Annotated in this window: 16 protein-coding genes and 2 tRNA genes; 7 read left to right on the plus strand and 11 right to left on the minus strand. The window is 44.5% G+C overall.

The features are described 5' to 3' along the window. Positions 1 to 440: 440 nt before the first annotated feature. On the plus strand, positions 441 to 2,036 hold the full coding sequence (locus tag RIH33_RS05710) for a 7TM diverse intracellular signaling domain-containing protein (protein ID WP_406650713.1): 1,596 nt from the start codon (positions 441 to 443) through the stop codon (positions 2,034 to 2,036). A gap of 244 nt (positions 2,037 to 2,280) precedes the next feature. On the opposite strand, the gene RIH33_RS05715 is transcribed toward RIH33_RS05710, so the two are convergent. From RIH33_RS05715 to RIH33_RS05730, 4 genes are all read right to left on the minus strand, one after another. Further along, positions 2,281 to 2,353: transfer RNA gene (locus RIH33_RS05715), tRNA-Thr, on the minus strand. A 101-nt stretch (positions 2,354 to 2,454) separates the two neighbouring features. Further along, a complete protein-coding gene (locus tag RIH33_RS05720) occupies positions 2,455 to 4,551 on the minus strand; it encodes a DUF349 domain-containing protein (RefSeq protein WP_406650712.1) in 2,097 nt (698 codons plus the stop codon). A gap of 53 nt (positions 4,552 to 4,604) precedes the next feature. Then, the gene (locus RIH33_RS05725) at positions 4,605 to 5,183 is read right to left on the minus strand and encodes a YqgE/AlgH family protein (RefSeq protein ID WP_159584469.1); all 579 of its coding nucleotides are present in this window, start codon (positions 5,181 to 5,183) and stop codon (positions 4,605 to 4,607) included. Then, positions 5,183 to 5,767 (minus strand): tRNA-(ms[2]io[6]A)-hydroxylase, encoded by a 585-nt coding sequence (locus RIH33_RS05730; RefSeq protein WP_406650711.1) that lies wholly within the window; start codon positions 5,765 to 5,767, stop codon positions 5,183 to 5,185. Before RIH33_RS05730 ends, RIH33_RS05725 begins: the two co-directional genes overlap by 1 nt. 136 nt (positions 5,768 to 5,903) lie before the next feature. On the opposite strand from RIH33_RS05730, the gene pdxH reads away from it, so the two are divergent. After that, positions 5,904 to 6,545, plus strand: a complete 642-nt coding sequence (gene pdxH, locus RIH33_RS05735; RefSeq protein ID WP_406650710.1) for a pyridoxamine 5'-phosphate oxidase — start codon at positions 5,904 to 5,906, stop codon at positions 6,543 to 6,545. Continuing rightward, positions 6,542 to 7,771, plus strand: a complete 1,230-nt coding sequence (locus RIH33_RS05740) for a glycosyltransferase (RefSeq protein ID WP_406658700.1) — start codon at positions 6,542 to 6,544, stop codon at positions 7,769 to 7,771. The genes pdxH and RIH33_RS05740 overlap by 4 nt, the downstream gene beginning before the upstream one ends. Here RIH33_RS05740 and bshB1 read toward each other — a convergent pair. From bshB1 to RIH33_RS05775, 7 genes are all read right to left on the minus strand, one after another. Then, on the minus strand, positions 7,759 to 8,478 hold the full coding sequence (gene bshB1, locus RIH33_RS05745) for a bacillithiol biosynthesis deacetylase BshB1 (RefSeq protein ID WP_406650708.1): 720 nt from the start codon (positions 8,476 to 8,478) through the stop codon (positions 7,759 to 7,761). The genes RIH33_RS05740 and bshB1 overlap by 13 nt on opposite strands. Positions 8,479 to 8,533: 55 nt before the next feature. Further along, entirely contained in the window at positions 8,534 to 9,490 is a 957-nt protein-coding gene (trxB, locus tag RIH33_RS05750; RefSeq protein ID WP_406650707.1) for a thioredoxin-disulfide reductase, read from the minus strand. Between the two features lie 95 nt (positions 9,491 to 9,585). Beyond that, complete coding sequence (locus tag RIH33_RS05755) at positions 9,586 to 10,449, minus strand: RNA polymerase sigma factor RpoD/SigA (protein ID WP_406650706.1); 864 nt, start codon at positions 10,447 to 10,449, stop codon at positions 9,586 to 9,588. 56 nt (positions 10,450 to 10,505) lie between these two features. Next, on the minus strand, positions 10,506 to 12,650 hold the full coding sequence (gene pnp, locus RIH33_RS05760; protein ID WP_406650705.1) for a polyribonucleotide nucleotidyltransferase: 2,145 nt from the start codon (positions 12,648 to 12,650) through the stop codon (positions 10,506 to 10,508). A 119-nt stretch (positions 12,651 to 12,769) separates the two neighbouring features. Continuing rightward, the gene (gene rpsO / locus RIH33_RS05765) at positions 12,770 to 13,039 is read right to left on the minus strand and encodes a 30S ribosomal protein S15 (protein ID WP_159584476.1); all 270 of its coding nucleotides are present in this window, start codon (positions 13,037 to 13,039) and stop codon (positions 12,770 to 12,772) included. 80 nt (positions 13,040 to 13,119) lie between these two features. Then, positions 13,120 to 14,898, minus strand: coding sequence for an LptF/LptG family permease (locus tag RIH33_RS05770; protein WP_406650704.1), 1,779 nt, complete (start codon positions 14,896 to 14,898; stop codon positions 13,120 to 13,122). 60 nt (positions 14,899 to 14,958) lie between these two features. Next, a complete protein-coding gene (locus RIH33_RS05775) occupies positions 14,959 to 15,348 on the minus strand; it encodes an START-like domain-containing protein (RefSeq protein ID WP_406650703.1) in 390 nt (129 codons plus the stop codon). A 97-nt stretch (positions 15,349 to 15,445) separates the two neighbouring features. On the opposite strand from RIH33_RS05775, the gene RIH33_RS05780 reads away from it, so the two are divergent. The 4 genes from RIH33_RS05780 (at position 15,446) to RIH33_RS05795 (ending at position 17,792) form a co-directional block, all read left to right on the plus strand. Next, positions 15,446 to 15,519, plus strand: a tRNA-Met gene (locus RIH33_RS05780). 355 nt (positions 15,520 to 15,874) lie between these two features. Beyond that, a complete protein-coding gene (locus RIH33_RS05785; RefSeq protein ID WP_406650702.1) occupies positions 15,875 to 16,516 on the plus strand; it encodes a response regulator in 642 nt (213 codons plus the stop codon). Between the two features lie 40 nt (positions 16,517 to 16,556). Further along, entirely contained in the window at positions 16,557 to 17,192 is a 636-nt protein-coding gene (locus RIH33_RS05790) for a response regulator (RefSeq protein WP_406650701.1), read from the plus strand. A gap of 153 nt (positions 17,193 to 17,345) precedes the next feature. Beyond that, entirely contained in the window at positions 17,346 to 17,792 is a 447-nt protein-coding gene (locus tag RIH33_RS05795; RefSeq protein WP_406650700.1) for a hypothetical protein, read from the plus strand.

The raw sequence follows: 17,792 nt of genomic DNA on the forward strand, positions 1-17,792 counted from the left end.
TTGAAAAAGCATTAAGTACCAGTTCCAGGGACCTCTTTGCTGCCACGAAGATGGCCTTTTTGGTGAGGCGAAAATCCTCTGCAACATGTAGGCCCGTATCTGAGGAAATCCCTGAAACCGCATCTTTCACTTTTTGACCTAACCCCAAATGCTCCTTTCCATTAGTCTTATCTTCCTGAAGTTGGGCTCTTTTTCGTGCTTCCAGTTCCTGTTTGCGCTTTTCTTCTTTTTGCTGATAGTCGCGGTGGATGTCCTGAAGCTGATCATGAAAATTTTTTGGTTCATAACCTCTTGCAGGTGTTGCAGATATTGGAATTTTCTGTTGGTAGTTAATCTTTGACGGGTTTAGATTCGCATGTCGAGAATATCAGCGGTCATTCATGCGTATCAGCATTTCAACGATTACATATTTACTTCTAACTACTTTGTTATCGTCAGGCTTGAAGGCTCAATGTGTCATTCAGGTAATGTCTGACATGGACTATTACGACCTAAAAGAAGAAATGCATATTTATGTGGATGACGACCTGGGTGATCCTTTTTCACTCGAAGGTTATCAACCCTATTCACCAAGCCTTCTCAACCCGGACAGGACTTCTCACTGGTTTAGGGCTTGCCTTTCCAACCCAACAGATACACGCTTAGACCTTTTCATTAGTACATTTTTTCTTGATAGTATAGTAGTTTACCGTCAACCAGATCGCCAGGGGTCAGCCCAGCTTTTATCTGCCAACAATGGATATCTTCTAGACGCATCCCAAAGGGAGTATCCCTTTTACCAAACTTCGATTGTTCCTTTATCCATTCCGGCTCATTCTTCAGATTACTATTATTTTCATGTGATCAACCGTACTCAGTCTGGACGAACGGCCATGAAATCGTCTATGCGAATGGGCTTTTTGGCTTACACTGCGGGAGGTTTTCAAAAGTGGTATGGATGGGGTACTGCCTTCAATTTTTTCATAGCAGGTATCATGCTCATTATTGCCGTCTTCAATTTCACTCTTTATGTGATAAGCGGCGAACGAAACTACTGCCTCCTGTCATTCAACAACCTGGCCTATCTGATATGGGTAAGTGTATTTGGTGGAATGCTCATCTATTTTGATCTGGTTACAGACTTAAGCCTTGAGCGAAGCATTCGGTTAATGGTACCAACAATCGCCATCACCCTCAGCTACTCACTTTATGCAATGGACTTTCTGTATTTCAGAAAAAACTTCCCTGTAACCAGAATCGTGTTACTTTCTCTGCTCGGGTTACATACTGCAATGCTAATCCCCCATCTTATGGGATATCACGAACAGGCCATTCTTGTCAGTGAAATAATTTCACCGTGCATATACATCCCTATATTGATCTGTTCTTTTATACATTGGAAACGTGGAAACGTACTTTCACTCTACTTCTTTTTTGCTTCGCTTTTCTTCAATATTGGCCTGATCATGTACCTCTTTGCATATAATTCTTCCCAAACCAACTACCTCGTTGGACATTATCTGGCCCAAATATGCTTTATCCTGGAAGTGCTCACTTTCTCCATTATAACTACACAACGCTTTCTCAACCTGCGTATATCCCATGCTGAGACCGTGACTAAAAAGAATATGTTGGAAAAAGAGCTCAACAACAAGAACAGACAACTCACAGCCCTGGTCGTCGCTCAGATCAGAAAAAATGAATTACTAGAAGACCTGAAATCCAAAATTAAATCAGAGGTAAAGGAGGAAAAGGCCATTTCGATACTCAAAAAAGAAGTTAATGGATTGCTCAATTTTGACAATAACTGGGAAAACTTCAAGCTCCATTTCGAACAAGTACATCCTGATTTTTTTGCTTCAATTTCCCGGAAATGTGACAAACTTACCACCAATGAATTTCGACTGGCGGCCTTCCTGAAAATGGGATTAAAAAACAAGGAGATAGCTGTGATTTCGGGAATCAGTGTTCGGGGGGTGGAAAAGGCCAAAGAAAGATTGAAAAAGAAACTTCAAACCGAAGATCTCATCAAACTGATTGCTGGATTAGAATCATAAAGGTTGGACAATCAAATACGCAGCATGATCGTTTGATGAGTGATTTCAAAAAGATCAAAGCGTTTAGAAATTAATTTCGTGGAGTCACAAACGTCGAATTCTTCCTATTTAGACTAGCTAATATTTATGCTTGAAAAACGTAATCCCCCAGAAATACGGATTGATCCCAAAAATGAGGGTTGCACAGAGTCGTACAAAAAGCAAAAAAACCCACTCTATTTATCATAAAGTGGGTTTCCAAATGAGCCTCCTATCGGGATCGAACCAATGACCTACTGATTACAAGTCAGTTGCTCTACCAGCTGAGCTAAGGAGGCCTGATCTACTGCACCGCAGTGAAATCTTGTTTGCTTTCTCTGAAAGCGAGTGCAAATGTATAATTCCTCTTAAGAATTACAAAGCCTCTCGCGGAAAAAAATCAAATCTGCTTCAACATTTGTAGCTGCTTCTTCAATTCCTCCATTTCAGCAGTAGCCTTCTCAATTTTTTCGTTAAAATCTGCCTTCAGTTTATCGGCCGTCTTGGAATCCGCGAAAAAGTCGAGGTTGGTTTTCCAAGTGGCAATGTCACTCTCCAAAGAAGACAGCTTTCGCTTGATCGCTCCTTCTTTACGCTGAATTTTCTGTCCGCCATGGGGGCTATTCTTAAGCTTGCTCAGCTGTATCTGTGTCTCCAACTCTGCACGCTGACTGTCAGAAAGATCCTCAAGACTCGCGAGTCGGTTGGTGATGTCATCATACCGGTCGTGTATCTTCTTAATGGCATTTCGGGGCACAAATCCAATTTCAGAGTACTGCTCCAGCAGGTCATAGACCTGCCCCAGCTCTATGGTATCAGAGTTGATATAAGCCTCCAGCATGGCGCAGATTTCCTCCTTCTTTTTCAGGTTTTGGTCAAACTCCTTATTCTGCACACTGCCCTGAGCTCGCTTACGCTCAAAGAAAGTATCACATGCCGCCTTAAACTTCTGATATACCTCGTTACGATACTTCTCCGGCACCGGGCCTATGTCGCGCCATGCGTTCTGAAGTTTCTTCAACTCATTAGCGGTCTGGTCCCACTCTTCACTGTTCTTAAGCGCTTCCGCTTTCTCCAGCAGCTCCTTCTTTTTGTTATAGTTTTCCTCACGCTGGGTCTCCAGGGTTTTGAAAAACGCATTCTTATTGGCAAAGAAGGCCTTGAAATTACCCCAAAAATGTTTGTTGATTTGTCTGGCTCGGTCCCGTGGCAAGCCACCGATGGCTTCCCATTTTTTCTGAAGCTCCAGCAGCTGCTTGGTCTTTTTGTTCCAGTCACTGATCTTATCCGAATTAAAGGACACGAACTCCGCCGCCTCATCACCCAGCGCCTGCTTCTTATCTGCGTTTTCGTTCAGGTCATGCTTGAGTTCATCAAAGAACTCCTTACGCTTCGCATAGATCTCATCAGAGGCAGCCTTGAAACGCTGCCAGACAGGCTCCTGATCCTCTTTCGGGATGGGTCCGATATGTTTGAACTCCTCGTGCAACTCGTTGAGTTGTACAATGGCTTCTTTGATGTTTTCCAAATTCACCAACTCCTCCGCACGGGCACAGAGCTCCAGCTTACCTTCCAGATTCTTCCTTCTGTCCAGCTCTTTCAGCTCAAAGTAGATGCTTCTGTTGTCATAAAACCTATCTATCAGGGCATTGTAGTTGGCCCACAGGCTCTTGACATGGGCTCCCGGCACCTGGCCCAGCTTTTTCCATTCCTCCTGGAGGGCCTTCAGCGCATTAATAGAAGCAGTGCTTTCCTCACCATCCACCAGCTCTCGTAGATTCTCCAAAATTTCGTTTTTCTTCCTGAGGTTCTCATCCTTGGATTTTTCAAGCTCAGAAAAGAAACGCTGTTTCTTATTTCGCAGTTGATTATACAGTTCAAAGAATTGCCCGTCAGTTTCATCTCCTTTGTAAACAAAGTCAGCGGCATCATTGCCTGATTCTACAAAGTTCTTGAGGGCATCTTCCTTTTCCTTTTCATAGATATGATCAAAAGGAGGCTTGATCTCTTTCAGTGCTTTATCCAGCACCCGCATTTTCTCTATGCCGGAGACCTTTTTGAGGGCAGCCAGGAGGTCATCCTTGGTAGGGTTATCAAAATGTAGAGACTCCAGCAGCTTATCGTCCTCATCGCCATGGTCTTCATCTTCTTCATTCGAATCATCCTCTGACGCTTCGTCTTCGGTATCGTCACTTGCGCTTACTACTGCCGCAGGTTCCGATATTTCACCGGGTTGCTCCTCAGCCACCTCTTCTTTCCGGGCTTCGGGAGCTTCCGAGGGATCTGCCTTGACCTCCGGTTCAGGTACCGGGGCTTCGTCCGGCTGATCTCCAGGTGCTTCCTTCACCTCTGATTCAGAGGTTTCCTCTGGCTCCGATTGGCCGGTTTCGCCCGTATCTTCCGGGGTTTTGTCTTCGTTAGTCAATTCAGGATTTTCCTGAACACCATCCTGCAAATCCTCGAGATTTTCAGGCAATTTGTTTTCCTTATCCTCCATGATGGAATCTTTCTATATTGGCTTCAACCTATAAATTTAATAAATCCGTCGTACTAATTCAGTCTCGGGTCGGTAGGATAGTTTGAGATCACCCTAAACTTTCCTCCCATTGTCTTCAGCGCCTCTCTCCACAAGTCATCCGGATTCATTTCAAAAACCACCTCCGGGGAAGCCTTTTTATATACAATCCATGATTTGGATTTTAGCTCATCCATCAGCTGTCCCGGAGACCAACCAGAATAGCCTACAAAGAACTTTAACTCCTCCTTGGCCACCTGCCGGGTATTTATTGAGCTCAGCAACCCTTCAAAGTCGATGCCCCAATATACACCATCCACCACTTTCTTATCACCTTTTAAGGTGGCAGGAGATTTATGCAGAAAATGCAGTGTATTTTGCTGTACCGGTCCGCCCACAAATACATCGGTGCTAAAGCCTTCTGCCTCTTCAATCAATTCATCCAGCCTGGATTGGGCGCGTTTGTTCAGGACAAAGCCAAATGATCCGTTTTCGTCATGCTCGCACAGTAAAATCACCGTACGCTCAAAATTGGGATCTGGCAAATAGGGTTCTGAAATCAGCAAGTCACCTCGCTCTGGCTCTATGATCTGGTCTGTTGCAAAGTAGTCCATCAGTGTAGTGCAGGTTTTAGTGGTAAGCTCTGAAGCACAACGGCTTCATAATCAGTCATTTCCTCCAGTCTTTTATAGACCGCCGTTTCGTCAAAATAGTTTAAGGCCATCCGAACAAATACTTCTCCGTGTTTGGCTTCAGAAGCCCAAAGCTCCTGATAAAAGCGTCGTAATTCAGGATTGTCCATTGCTTCATAGACCATTCTAAATCGCTCCGCTCCGCGTGTTTCTACCAGGGATGCCAGCAGTAACCGATCCATAAAACGCTCCTCGCGTCCGTCGCGACACTTATCCAAAAGCTGCTTTACATAAATATCCTGGCCTATTTCGTGGGTTAGCTCTATGCCACGTGCTTCCATAATGGCGTAAACCGACCGGAAATGCTCCAACTCCTCCACTGCGGTATCGATAAGCTCCGGGATGATCTCCACACGGTTTGGGTATTTGGCCACAAAACTCATGGCCATGGCCGAAGCTTTGCGCTCACAATTGGCGTGGTCTTTTAAAAACTCATCAAAATCAGATACCACTGTATCTATCCACTCCTGGCTACTCGCTACTTTCAGATCTATTCGCTGCTTCATGCTTCACTTCTCTTTTCTCCTGATCACCGTAAATCGACAAATTTTGACACCTCTTCGTCACTCCTTCTTGGTAACTTTGGTTTAAGAACAAATAAAACAATTTTGAACCTTAATTCTGTATCTCAGTAAATTTAGTATGAGTCTCGATCTTGCATCACTTCGACAGGAATACACAAAAGCCTCCTTAGACCTGGACACGGTCAGCACCTCCCCATTTGAGCAATTCGGGAAATGGTTTGATGAAGCACAAAAGAGTGAGGTTACCGAACCCAATGCCATGGTGCTGAGTACCAGCGATCTGAGCGGACACATTACTCAAAGAACCGTTTTATTAAAGGCCATTGACCCGAATGGGTTTGTCTTCTACACCAATTACAAAAGTCGAAAAGCACGCCAGATCGAAGAGAACCCGCAGGTATGCATTCTTTTTCCATGGTACCAGCTGGAGCGACAGGTCATCATCACCGGACGGGCTGAAAAAGTAAGCACAGCGCAATCCATGAAGTATTTTCTCAGCAGGCCCCTGGGCAGTCAGCTGGGAGCATGGGTTTCTCACCAGAGTGAGGTGATCACCTCCAGGAGCATTCTGGAGATCAAATTGCAGGAAATGAAAGCGAAATTTAGAGATGGAAAGATACCGCTTCCAGACTTCTGGGGTGGTTACAAGATCGTGCCAGATTCCATAGAGTTTTGGCAGGGAAGAGCCAGCCGTCTTCACGACAGGATTCTCTATACCCGATCAGACTCTGATTGGTCCACCCAGCGACTGGCCCCTTGAAGTCCGGCAATATTTACCTGGAAAGATATGCCTGGCCTGAAACAGGTCTGGCAAACAGGGTTGTTGGAAACCCTCAAATGATTGTTGTGATCCCGGCATTCTGTGAAGACCACCTCTCCGATGCACTTAGAGCCTTGCATAGATGCACCCCACCAACCAGGGAAGTGGCGGTGCTGATAATCGTGAATGAATCAGAGAATGCTTCGAAAGAAATCCAGCAAAAGAACCAGGCGTGCCTACTGTCCATACAACAAGTCATCCCCACTTTTCAGCAGCATGTTTTACACATGAAACTACCCCCTAAAAAAGCCGGAGTAGGACTCGCGCGAAAAATTGGGATGGATGAGGCAGTCAGGGTATTTGAAGCCCATCATCAGGATGGAATCATTATCTGCTACGACGCGGACTGCCGCTGTGATGAAAACTATCTTCAGGCTATTGAGCATTTCTATCAGGATACTCAAAACAACCTCGGGCTCGTTCATTACGAGCATGAGCTCCACGGTCCCAACCATGACGCCATTCTCAACTATGAACTGTACCTGAGGTACTACACCAACGCACTCAGGGTATGCGGATACCCTCATGCGCTTCAAACACTCGGGTCGTGCATCACCGTACGATCTTCAGCCTATCAGAAGCAGGGTGGTATGAACACCAAAAAGGCTGGAGAAGACTTTTATTTTATCCACAAGACCATTCCCCTGAAAGGCATCGGGGAAATTAACAGGACCACCATATACCCTTCTGACAGGGTATCTGATCGGGTACCCTTTGGCACAGGCCATGCCATTGGTAAGTACCTGGAAAATGAAGCCGATTATTACTCAGTTTATCACCCGAGTACCTTTGAGCCACTCAGGGCAGTAAACGCGAACCTTAAAAGCCTGTACCAGGAGCAGAAATTCAATCCCTCGGAATTACCCCCTTGTCTGAGTGCCTTCTATCAGGAAAACAATTTCGAAGAAGCACTCAGCAAAATTTTTGCTCAATCCGGCAGTTACAGCAACTTTCTGGACAGGTATTACCAATGGTGGGATGCCTTCAGAGTACTTAAGTATGTCCACTTTGCACGAGATCACTTTTTCGGAAGCGTTTCCCTCCAGTCCGCCATGGAGTGGCTCCACCTACAGTTACCTGACCTTCAATTGTCACAAAAAGATCAGCTGGCACAGCTCATTAGCATGCGGGAATATGACAGAACAAATACCTTTTATATCAGGTGATAGAGGTCCTTCACACCAAGTGGCTGTTTGGTCATAAAGCCCTCGGCATACTTTACTCCTATGCGATGGCCATATTCAATGGCTCTGGCTTCTATCATCTGTATAAACTCGGGTTTGGAAATGTAAGTCTGAGGTTCCTGACTATTAGGATCAAAAAACTGTGACTTATAGGCATGAACCGCCTCCATTTTAAGTTCCTGTGCATCGGAAATATCAACCAAGAAATCGGGAGTCAACGAAGTGCTTTGTATACAAAAATAGGTCTTTTTGGGCCTCCAGGCCTTTTGTGGTTTTCCATCTGCATCCAGAGTCTCCACCTTCTTCAGTCCGGCTTTGAAACAAGCTTCTTCCACCAAAGCCGCTGCCCGGCCATGATCCGGATGCCGGTCGTAAAGGGCATTCGTCAGAACAATATCCGGTTGAAATTCTCTGATCTTTTGAACAATTTTCAACTGATGCTCCGCATCGTTGGTGAAAAAAGAATCCGCAAACCCAAGGTTTTCACGGACAGAAACTTTCATGATTTCTCCAGCTCTTTGGGCTTCCTGCAATCGCTGTTCGGCGGTTCCCCTGGTGCCCATTTCCCCTTGTGTGAGGTCTATAATGCCCGTAGTAAAACCCCGCATCTGATGAACGATGAGGGTGCCGGCACAACTCAGTTCCACATCATCAGGGTGAGCCGCAAAGGCCAATATATTTATCTTCATAACAAAAAAAGTCCCGACAATATCGGGACTATATGGTTAATTCTGTTTCCTAAAGTTACAATGCTGCTTCCTGAAGCTCTACCTCTTTTTCAGCGATAAACTTCTCTGCATCCAGGGCGCCCATACATCCGCTACCGGCTGCTGTTACGGCCTGTCTATAGATCTTGTCCTGAGCATCACCGGTGGCAAATACTCCCGGAATATTGGTTTTGGAAGTGCCCGGAATTGTTTTGATGTAACCAGCACTGTCCATGTCCAGAAAGCCTTTGAAAATATCCGTATTGGGTTTGTGACCTATCGCCACAAAGAACCCCTGTACATCTATCTCTCTTTTCTCACCTGTCACTGTGTCTTTTATGCGCAGTCCTGTCACTTCCTCGTCTCCCAAAACCTCGTCAGTTTCTGAGTTCCAAAGTACTTCAATGTTTGGTGCGTTCAGCACACGCTGCTGCATAATTTTGCTGGCGCGCATCTCATCTCTTCTTACAAGCATGTATACTTTTTTCACGAGCTTTGACAGATAAGTAGCCTCCTCAGCAGCTGTATCTCCGCCACCCACGATGGCCACATCCTGACCTCTGAAAAAGAATCCGTCACATACTGCACAGGCCGAAACACCTCTTCCATTCAATCGCTGCTCACTCTCCAGCCCCAACCACTTCGCGGAAGCTCCGGTAGAAATGATCACCGCCTCAGCTTCGATCTCCGTCTTGTTATCCACGGTAACGCTATGTGGCCATCCTGAAAAGTCGACCGCTGTGATCATGCCACTGCGAATGTCTGTCCCGAACCGTTCGGCTTGCTTTTGAAAATCAACCATCATCTGTGGTCCCATGATACCCTCTGGGTAACCCGGGTAGTTTTCCACGTCTGTGGTGATGGTCAGCTGACCGCCAGGTTGACCTCCCTGGTAAAGTACGGGCTTCATCCCGGCACGCGCTGCGTAGATGGCAGCTGTAAAACCTGCAGGACCTGAACCTATAATCAATACTTTTACTTTTTCTTTAGTCATTTTTATGAATCTGTTTCAATTTTCTATTACAACGACGGTGCAAAGTTATTGTAACAAAGAAAACGCCATAATGTAACAAAATGTCATTTTGGCTACTATCCCAGAAAAGTTTTCAATGACCTGCTTCTCGATGCGTGACGTAATCTTCTTATTGCTTTTTCCTTAATCTGTCTCACACGCTCACGAGTGAGGTTAAACCTCTCCCCGATTTCTTCCAGCGTCAGCGCACTCTGTTCGTTGAGGCCAAAGTAATAGGCTACCACATCTGCTTCACGCTGTGTGAGGGTAGATAACGCCCGTTGTATTTCTCTTCTCAACGAATCTGTCAGCAAGCTGCTGTCAGGAGTATCCTCACCCACATCCTCGAGCACATCCAACAAACTGCTTTCTTCACCATTGGCAAAGGGCGCATCCATGGAAATGTGCCTTCCGGAAATCTTCATGGTGTCAAGCACTTCACCCTCTGTCATCTCCAATACTTCTGCCATTTCGTCAGCCGAAGGTTCTCTTTCGAACTTTTGTTCGAGCAATGAAAAGGTTTTGGAGATTTTATTAAGTGAACCTACCCTGTTGAGTGGTAGTCTGACAATCCTGGATTGTTCGGCCAGAGCCTGTAGAATTGATTGCCTGATCCACCATACAGCGTAGGAGATGAATTTAAAGCCACGGGTCTCATCGAAGCGTTGAGCAGCCTTGATCAAGCCAAGGTTTCCCTCGTTGATCAAATCGCCCAATGTAAGTCCTTGATTTTGATACTGCTTAGCCACAGATACCACAAAACGCAGATTGGCTTTGGTAAGCCGCTCCAGCGCCAGCTGGTCTCCTTCTTTTATTCGTTTGGCTAATACTACTTCCTGATCGGCGGTGATTAACTCTACTCTACCGATCTCCTGCAAATACTTATCGAGAGACTGACTCTCCCGATTCGTAATTTGCTTGCTAATTTTCAGTTGTCTCATTTGGCGGTGTTAAGTAAGCTGCACAGTATGTGCAGCCAGTATTATCACCACTAAATTTAATCAGCTTTCTCTTTTCTTTCCGGCTTAGGAAGTAAAACTTTTCTTGACAAACGATATTTACCTGTTTTCTTGTCGATCTCGATGAGTTTCACTTTGATCTCTTCACCGACTTCCAGGACGTCCTCTACATTATCAACACGATCCCATTTGATCTCTGAAATGTGCAATAAACCGTCTTTACCAGGCAATACCTCAACGAAAGCACCGAAAGGCATGATGGCCTTCACTTTACCTTCATAAATCTCACCGACTTCAGGCACCTGCACGATAGCCTTGATACGCGACAATGCATTGTCAAGCGCACCTTTGTCTGCTGCGAATACACTTACAAGGCCACCCTTGTCAGTTTCTTCAATGTTCACAGTGGCACCAGACTCTCGCTGGATTTCCTGAATGATTTTTCCGCCAGGTCCGATTACCGCGCCAATCATGTCTCGCTCGATCACCAACTGTACCAGACGTGGTGCATTTTCCTTCATTTCTGCTCTAGGCTCAGAAATGGTTTTCTTCATTTCGTTCAGGATGTGAAGACGACCTCTGTTGGCCTGAGAAAGTGCTTCCTTCAATACATCATATGACAATCCGTCAATTTTGATGTCCATCTGACAAGCTGTGATTCCTTTTTCTGTTCCGGTCACTTTGAAGTCCATGTCACCAAGGTGATCTTCATCTCCAAGAATATCCGAAAGTACCGCATACCTTCCTGTAGTACTATCTGAGATCATACCCATGGCAATACCAGAAACAGGACTCTTGATTTTAATACCAGCATCCATCAATGCCAACGCTCCCGCGCAAACGGTAGCCATAGAAGACGATCCGTTTGACTCCAGAATGTCGGAAACAATACGAATGGTGTAAGGATTATCATCGGTAGGGATCATTGGCTTCAATGCTCTCATAGCAAGGTTACCATGCCCTACTTCTCTTCTACCCGGTCCTCTGTTTGGTCTTACTTCGCCTGTAGAAAAACCAGGGAAATTGTAGTGAAGGATAAATTTGTTGTAACCAGAGATCATGGCACCATCGATCATCTGCTCGTCCATTTTAGAGCCGAGTGTCACGGTAGTCAATGATTGTGTTTCTCCTCTGGTGAAGATGGCCGATCCGTGTGCAGAAGGGAGACAATCCACTTCACTCCAAATCGGTCTGATCTGATCCAGATCTCTTCCGTCCAGACGCTTTTTAGTATCCAGTACGCAGTTTCTTACTGCATCCTTCTGTACGTCGTGGAAATATTTTTTTACCAAAAAGCTGTTCAGCTCTTCTTGCTCTTCCTCTGTATATGTAGCCAGGAATGATTCTTTGATGGCATCAAACCCTTCAGATCTTTCGGTTTTGTTGGCAGAACCCTTTTTAGCAATTTCGTAGCACGCATCATAACAGTGCGCCCTGATCTTGGCTTCCAACTCCGCATCAGAAGGCTCGTGATCAAACTCACGCTTCACAGTAGCCCCTACTTCAGCAGCCAGTTCCACCTGAGCCTGGCACTGAATCTTAATGGCTTCATGGGCCACTTTGATCCCTTCCAGCATATCCTCTTCGCTCACTTCTTTGGATTCGCCTTCCACCATCATGATGTTATCTGCAGAACCTGCCACAATGAGGTCAAGAGAAGCTTCGGCCATCTGCGCAGGTGTTGGATTCACCAAAAACTCATCACCGAGTTTAATCACCCGTGCTTCTGAGATAGGACCATCAAAAGGAATATCTGATACAGCCAGAGCTGCTGACGCTGCCAAGGCAGCCAATGCATCCGGCATGACTTCAGGATCCGCAGAGATCAATGAGATCATCACCTGAGTATCTGCATGATAGGTAGAGGGGAAAAGAGGTCTTAACGCTCTGTCCACCAAACGACAAATCAGCACTTCATAATCAGAGAGTCTGCTTTCCCGCTTCAAAAATCCACCAGGGATTTTTCCGGCTGCTGCAAATTTCTCCTGATAGTCAACTGACAACGGAAGGAAGTCAACGCCCTCTCCTGCTTCTTTTTTAGATACTACTGTGGCTAGGATCATGGCATCACCCATTCTCACCACTACTGAACCGTCAGCTTGTTTGGCCAGGCGGCCAGTTTCGATGGAGATTTCTCTGCCATCTGCCAACGTAAATTTTTTAACCGTGTATTGAGGCTTCATATGTGAATGTTGTTAATAATGATATCCTGGAGCCCCATCTTTTTACTGTTTTCTTTCAGGCGCCGAAGATAAAAAAAGGGAATCCTGAGTTGAATTCCCCCTTAAATAGTGTCTTAATATTACTTTCGGATTTTCAACTCCGCGATAATGCTTCTGTATCGCTCGATATCCTTTTTGTAGAGGTAATCCAGCAATCTCCTTCTCTTACCGACTAGTTTCATCAATCCCAATCGGGTAGAGTGGTCTTGCTTGTTTTGCTTTAGATGCTCGGTGAGGTGGTTGATACGGAAGGTGAAAAGTGCAATCTGACCTTCAGAAGAACCAGTGTCTTCTGTACCTTTTCCGTGTTTAGTGAAGAATTCTTCCTTCTTTTCCTTCGTTAAATACATTATTTGTTGTTCTCTTGTTTGTCTCCTTAAATCAAAGCGCAAATCTAGGGGGCTTTAGACTGAAAAGCAATAATTACTCCCTAACTTTTCTTGAAACGCTGTTTTAATTGATCAAACCATACCAGGTAAAAATCTGTATCAAATAGCTTGGCATCCACTCTGGCCTGTCGCAAAAAGAATAAACCTACCGGTAGCAGGGCCAAATCGGCTACCCAAACAGCCAAAACCGGATCCATTACCCCTTCCTTGGCAGATTTTTCACATATGATCCCAATGATGTAATAAATCAGAAAGAAGATAATGGAAACAATGACAGGTACTCCAAGTCCCCCTTTCTTAATGATAGAACCCAATGGCGCTCCAATCAAGAACATCACCACACAGGCAAATGCCTGACTATATTTCTTGTATTTTTCAATTACAAACTTTCGATAGTCACGACTCAGGTTGTCCACCCGGGATGCTACTGAAGACAAATTGATCTTCACATTTTGCGCCTGATTTCTGGCTGTTTGCAGCACATCTGCGCTCTTCCCCTCCACTTTGGCATTTAGGTAGTCCCAACCCAGGGTATCCAACAACGCTTGTTCTTTTCGGGTAATCGAGCCGGGGCCATCGGGACGAGGTTGCTTTCTCTGAATGCCTGGATTGGCAGCCACTAACCCGCCATCCGGTTTTTCCAGCGTTTTGATAGATTTGGAATTGACGCGCTCTTTGATCACCGGTTTCTTAATGGCCGGGGACTTTGCTTTAGGCACCAAAGTGTCCTCTTTCATTTCCTTTAGGCGACTATTTTGCACATAGGCCAGCATGGCGGCTTTCATACTATCTGGCTCGGCCTCAGGTGGCAGTACCGCTGCACTATCCGGCTTATCGTCTTCCATCGGGCTCCTTACCGATTCTTCTTCCATGATCTGTTGTGCCTTGTTCTTCCTGGTCACTTTTTCCATGTTGATCTCCAGTGAATCCAGGTGGTAAGAGAAAAAGCCTTTGGCATTGGCAAAAAAGCTATGCTTAGCCTCATAGATTGAGTAAGCCAATGAATCCATATCTTCTGTGAGTTCGGCGATGTTCTTCATCTGCCGGTTATTCTGAAAAAGTTCTTCCTTGGTTCGTTTCAGGTCAAACGAAGACAGGTTAAACACCATGTCCATACGCGCAAAATTGGTGCGGTAAAACTGATCTACCGGCTCCCGGGCTTTAGGTTCCTCACTGTAGTAATTGCCATTATAAAGCTCCAGCTTCAGGTACTTGTCATTGTAAATCATGAACATCTTGCTGGAATCTGCCAGAATCACCCTGTTGTTTCCGATCCCACTGGTGTGATCATAGATGAGCACATTTTTCATGGTCTTGTTATCCGGGAATTTCTCCTGTGCCTTGATGCTGTAGTCAGGTATCCCGTTGTAAAAAACCCCTTCCTTGATATCCAAAGCAGGCTTCTTATGCTTGATATCGTAGAGCAGGCTGTAAGCCTTGAGATTAGCCGCGGGCACGATGTAGTTGTTGAATTCGAAAGCGGCGAAAGTGAGTACGATCACAAAAAAGAAGATAGGCCGAAGTGCTCTCACCAGTGAAATGCCGGCACTTTTGATGGCCGTGAGTTCAAAGTTTTCGCCAAGGTTGCCAAAGGTCATCAGTGAAGACACCAGCACCCCCAGCGGAAGGGCCACCTGAAGCATGTTCAGACTGAAGTAAAACAGTAACTCTGCAAAGACTTCTGCGCCCAGATCCTTTCCCACAAAATCATCGAAGTACTTCATCATGTACTGGATGAGCAGCACAAACGTGGCCACCACAGTAGTGAGGATAAAGGGACCAACAAATGATTTAATGATTAATGTATCTAGCCTGCGCATAAAACCCCGCAAATATGCTTAAGAAAACTCAAAGGGCATACGCATGGCTTGGATAGATAGTTACCCTCCGACAATTTCTTTGAGATCGTTGATAAGGCTCTCGTAAAGATCATTCACCTCCTCCTGATCGATATCACTGTAGTCTGTAACCCGAATAAAAACTTCCTGTGTGAGTTCGTTCATGTCGAGTTTGAATTCCACATAGGTAGGGTCATCCTCATCGCCATCTTCTTCTATAAATTCGAAGCGAACATGCGAATTGGTTCTGCTCGAAACCATCTTCGCTTTATTTTCATCTCCATCCCACAAAAAAGTATAAACCTTATCCTCATCAATATTCACATCATCTGCAAACCACTGCGCCAGACCAGAAGCCGTGCTGAAGTAAGGGTAGAGCATTTTTTTGGATGCGTTAATCGGGTACTCGCCAACAAATTTTTCTTTCGGCATGGATGATTAATTTTTGGATAAGGTAAAAAAAAAATTGAAATCAGCAATATGCTATGATAAAAAAGAAAACTTTTTACATTTGCACTCCTTTTCCAACGGCGAGGTAGCTCAGATGGTTAGAGCGTCGGATTCATAACCCGGAGGTCGGGGGTTCGATTCCCCCCCTCGCTACTCTATTTTCACACACAGAATCACGATAAAAGCTATATACTGATGGTCAGTAATATAGCTTTTTATCTTTATCCTAGCAACACGATACCGGGGGTAATTTTGTTGAGCCCCCCTTTAAAAAAATTCATCAAAACACCCTTCTTACCCTCTTTATTTCGTGTCTTTCCCCACAGAGATTTTGAAATAAATCCAAAAGGACATTGATCTTATTAAACGAGCTGACTGACTATCAGATCAGACAACCAAAAAACACAAAATTATCTCCCAAAAATCCCTTTAATTCAGTACATTTAAAAGAAGTCACTGGCCATAAACACGTTTTATTTCATTTTTTTTCGACCTCAATGAATAACCCATGAAGAAAATATTACTTGTTGACGATCATGATATGATTAGAGAGGGGATCAAATCATATTTTTTAGCAGATAATAATTACGAAGTAACTGGTGAAGCTTCAAATGGAAAAGAAGCATTAGAGCTATACGAGAAAAACGAATATGATCTCGTATTGTCAGACATTAACATGCCTGAAATGGACGGTATCGAGTTAATCAAAAACATAAAATTGACTAATCCCGAGCAGAGGATACTGGTACTAACAATGCTCAACGACATAGTGCATATCAAGAAACTGATTGCCACCGGCATTAACGGGTTTGTGCTCAAAAACTCTCCAAAGACTGACATTATGGATGCCATTGAAAGCATTATGAATGACCAAGATTATTATTCAAAAGACGTATATGAAGCACTCATTCATAACATTTCCAAGAGAAAACCAACTCAGAGACTTACCTATGAAAAGGAGTTGAGCACCAGAGAAAAGGAGGTTTTGGAGTTAATTGCCAAAGAATTCAGTAATCAAGAAATAGCGGATAAATTGTTCATTGGAATAAGAACGGTAGAAACTCACAAAAGAAACATATTAGAGAAAACAGGCTGTAAAAATGTAGCGGGGTTGGTGATGTACGCTGTTGAAAAAGGCATTGTCTCCTGATCCACCTTTAGAGAATGAACAAGGCTAAATCGTTAATAATATGACGAAGGACATATTGCTGGTTGATGATCATGCTATGATAAGGATTGCTATCAAAGAGTATTTGAAAGGAAGTAGCGAATTCAACATAGTGGCCGAAGCAGAAAATGGCAAAGAGGCTTTTGACATTTTACTAAGTCAGCCGTTCGATCTGGTCATCACAGACATCAACATGCCTGTGGTTTCTGGTCTGGAACTGATAGAAAACATAAAGCTCAACTTTCCTGATCAACTGGTGTTGGCCCTCACGATGGATGTGAGCGAGAAAACCATCAGAAAGCTCTATGCCCTCGGAGTATCGGGTTATGTTGTAAAAAATGTGGGCCAGAGGGAGTTCATCGAAGCGCTTCAGCAGATTTTTGATCATAAAAAATATTTTTCAGACGAGGTATTCAAAAAAATATCGGAGATAAGAGACCAGTCCATTGCTGCTCAAAGTGGAACCAAGTCTCTCTCTGAAATGGAACAGCAAATTCTGAAATTACTCAGTAAACATACCCCCAGTCGTTTGATTGCTGATAAGCTAAATATATCACCTCTAACAACCGAGCTCCTCATCAAAAACCTTTATCGAAAAGCGGAGTGCAAAAGTATTCCCGGACTGATCCTTTACGGGATTGAGAATGGTATGATCTAAAACTGGCTCATACACCAAAATCACATCAGTAAGCATTTTACGTAGCCCCCTGCGCAAAACAACCATTTTGCCCAAATCCCTATTATACGCTTACCTCGATGGCGCTGGCTACCGAACTTTACTTCATCAATTAATCAATAAACAACTACGACGATGAAAGCTAAAGTAACCCTCTCCATTCTTCTCTCAGTTTTGTTCTCTTATGCATTTGCTCAGCAACTTTTTGTAGGCTCTTATGTAGAAAACACCTGCATCAACGCCAAATTAGGAACCCGAATAGGCCTCCTCACCAACCAGGGATTCGAAGTAGGTGGCTTTTATCAAAGCGAATCAAAAATCTTCCAGAGCAAAGAAAATAAGCCGCTCTTCTACGAAAAAGAATTCTTCGGTGTGTTCATGGCAGCTCCACTCCTGGTCAGAGACCACTATCAGTTAAAACTCAATGTACGAACCGGAGCGGTCAACAAAATCAACTTCGCCATTACTCCTTCTATTGTCATGGACTACAAGCTTTTCAACCAGGTATCCCTCAATGGTGGAATAGGGGTGAAAGCCCTAAAGCCTACCCTGCAGGCTGGCATCAGAATCAATATCCTTTAA

It is taken from the genome of Marinoscillum sp. (assembly GCF_040222955.1).
In the GTDB taxonomy this organism is placed as follows: domain Bacteria; phylum Bacteroidota; class Bacteroidia; order Cytophagales; family Cyclobacteriaceae; genus Marinoscillum.

Excerpts from the sequence above, each read along its gene's own strand:
- RIH33_RS05790 (WP_406650701.1), top strand. The coding sequence starts at position 16,557 with ATGACGAAGGACATATTGCTGGTTGATGATCATGCTATGATAAGGATT.
- RIH33_RS05775 (WP_406650703.1), bottom strand. The coding sequence starts at position 15,348 with ATGCCGAAAGAAAAATTTGTTGGCGAGTACCCGATTAACGCATCCAAA.
- RIH33_RS05785 (WP_406650702.1), top strand. The coding sequence starts at position 15,875 with ATGAAGAAAATATTACTTGTTGACGATCATGATATGATTAGAGAGGGG.
- RIH33_RS05720 (WP_406650712.1), bottom strand. The coding sequence starts at position 4,551 with ATGGAGGATAAGGAAAACAAATTGCCTGAAAATCTCGAGGATTTGCAG.
- trxB (WP_406650707.1), bottom strand. The coding sequence starts at position 9,490 with ATGACTAAAGAAAAAGTAAAAGTATTGATTATAGGTTCAGGTCCTGCA.
- pnp (WP_406650705.1), bottom strand. The coding sequence starts at position 12,650 with ATGAAGCCTCAATACACGGTTAAAAAATTTACGTTGGCAGATGGCAGA.
- RIH33_RS05795 (WP_406650700.1), top strand. The coding sequence starts at position 17,346 with ATGAAAGCTAAAGTAACCCTCTCCATTCTTCTCTCAGTTTTGTTCTCT.
- rpsO (WP_159584476.1), bottom strand. The coding sequence starts at position 13,039 with ATGTATTTAACGAAGGAAAAGAAGGAAGAATTCTTCACTAAACACGGA.
- pdxH (WP_406650710.1), top strand. The coding sequence starts at position 5,904 with ATGAGTCTCGATCTTGCATCACTTCGACAGGAATACACAAAAGCCTCC.
- RIH33_RS05770 (WP_406650704.1), bottom strand. The coding sequence starts at position 14,898 with ATGCGCAGGCTAGATACATTAATCATTAAATCATTTGTTGGTCCCTTT.
- RIH33_RS05730 (WP_406650711.1), bottom strand. The coding sequence starts at position 5,767 with ATGAAGCAGCGAATAGATCTGAAAGTAGCGAGTAGCCAGGAGTGGATA.
- bshB1 (WP_406650708.1), bottom strand. The coding sequence starts at position 8,478 with ATGAAGATAAATATATTGGCCTTTGCGGCTCACCCTGATGATGTGGAA.
- RIH33_RS05725 (WP_159584469.1), bottom strand. The coding sequence starts at position 5,183 with ATGGACTACTTTGCAACAGACCAGATCATAGAGCCAGAGCGAGGTGAC.
- RIH33_RS05755 (WP_406650706.1), bottom strand. The coding sequence starts at position 10,449 with ATGAGACAACTGAAAATTAGCAAGCAAATTACGAATCGGGAGAGTCAG.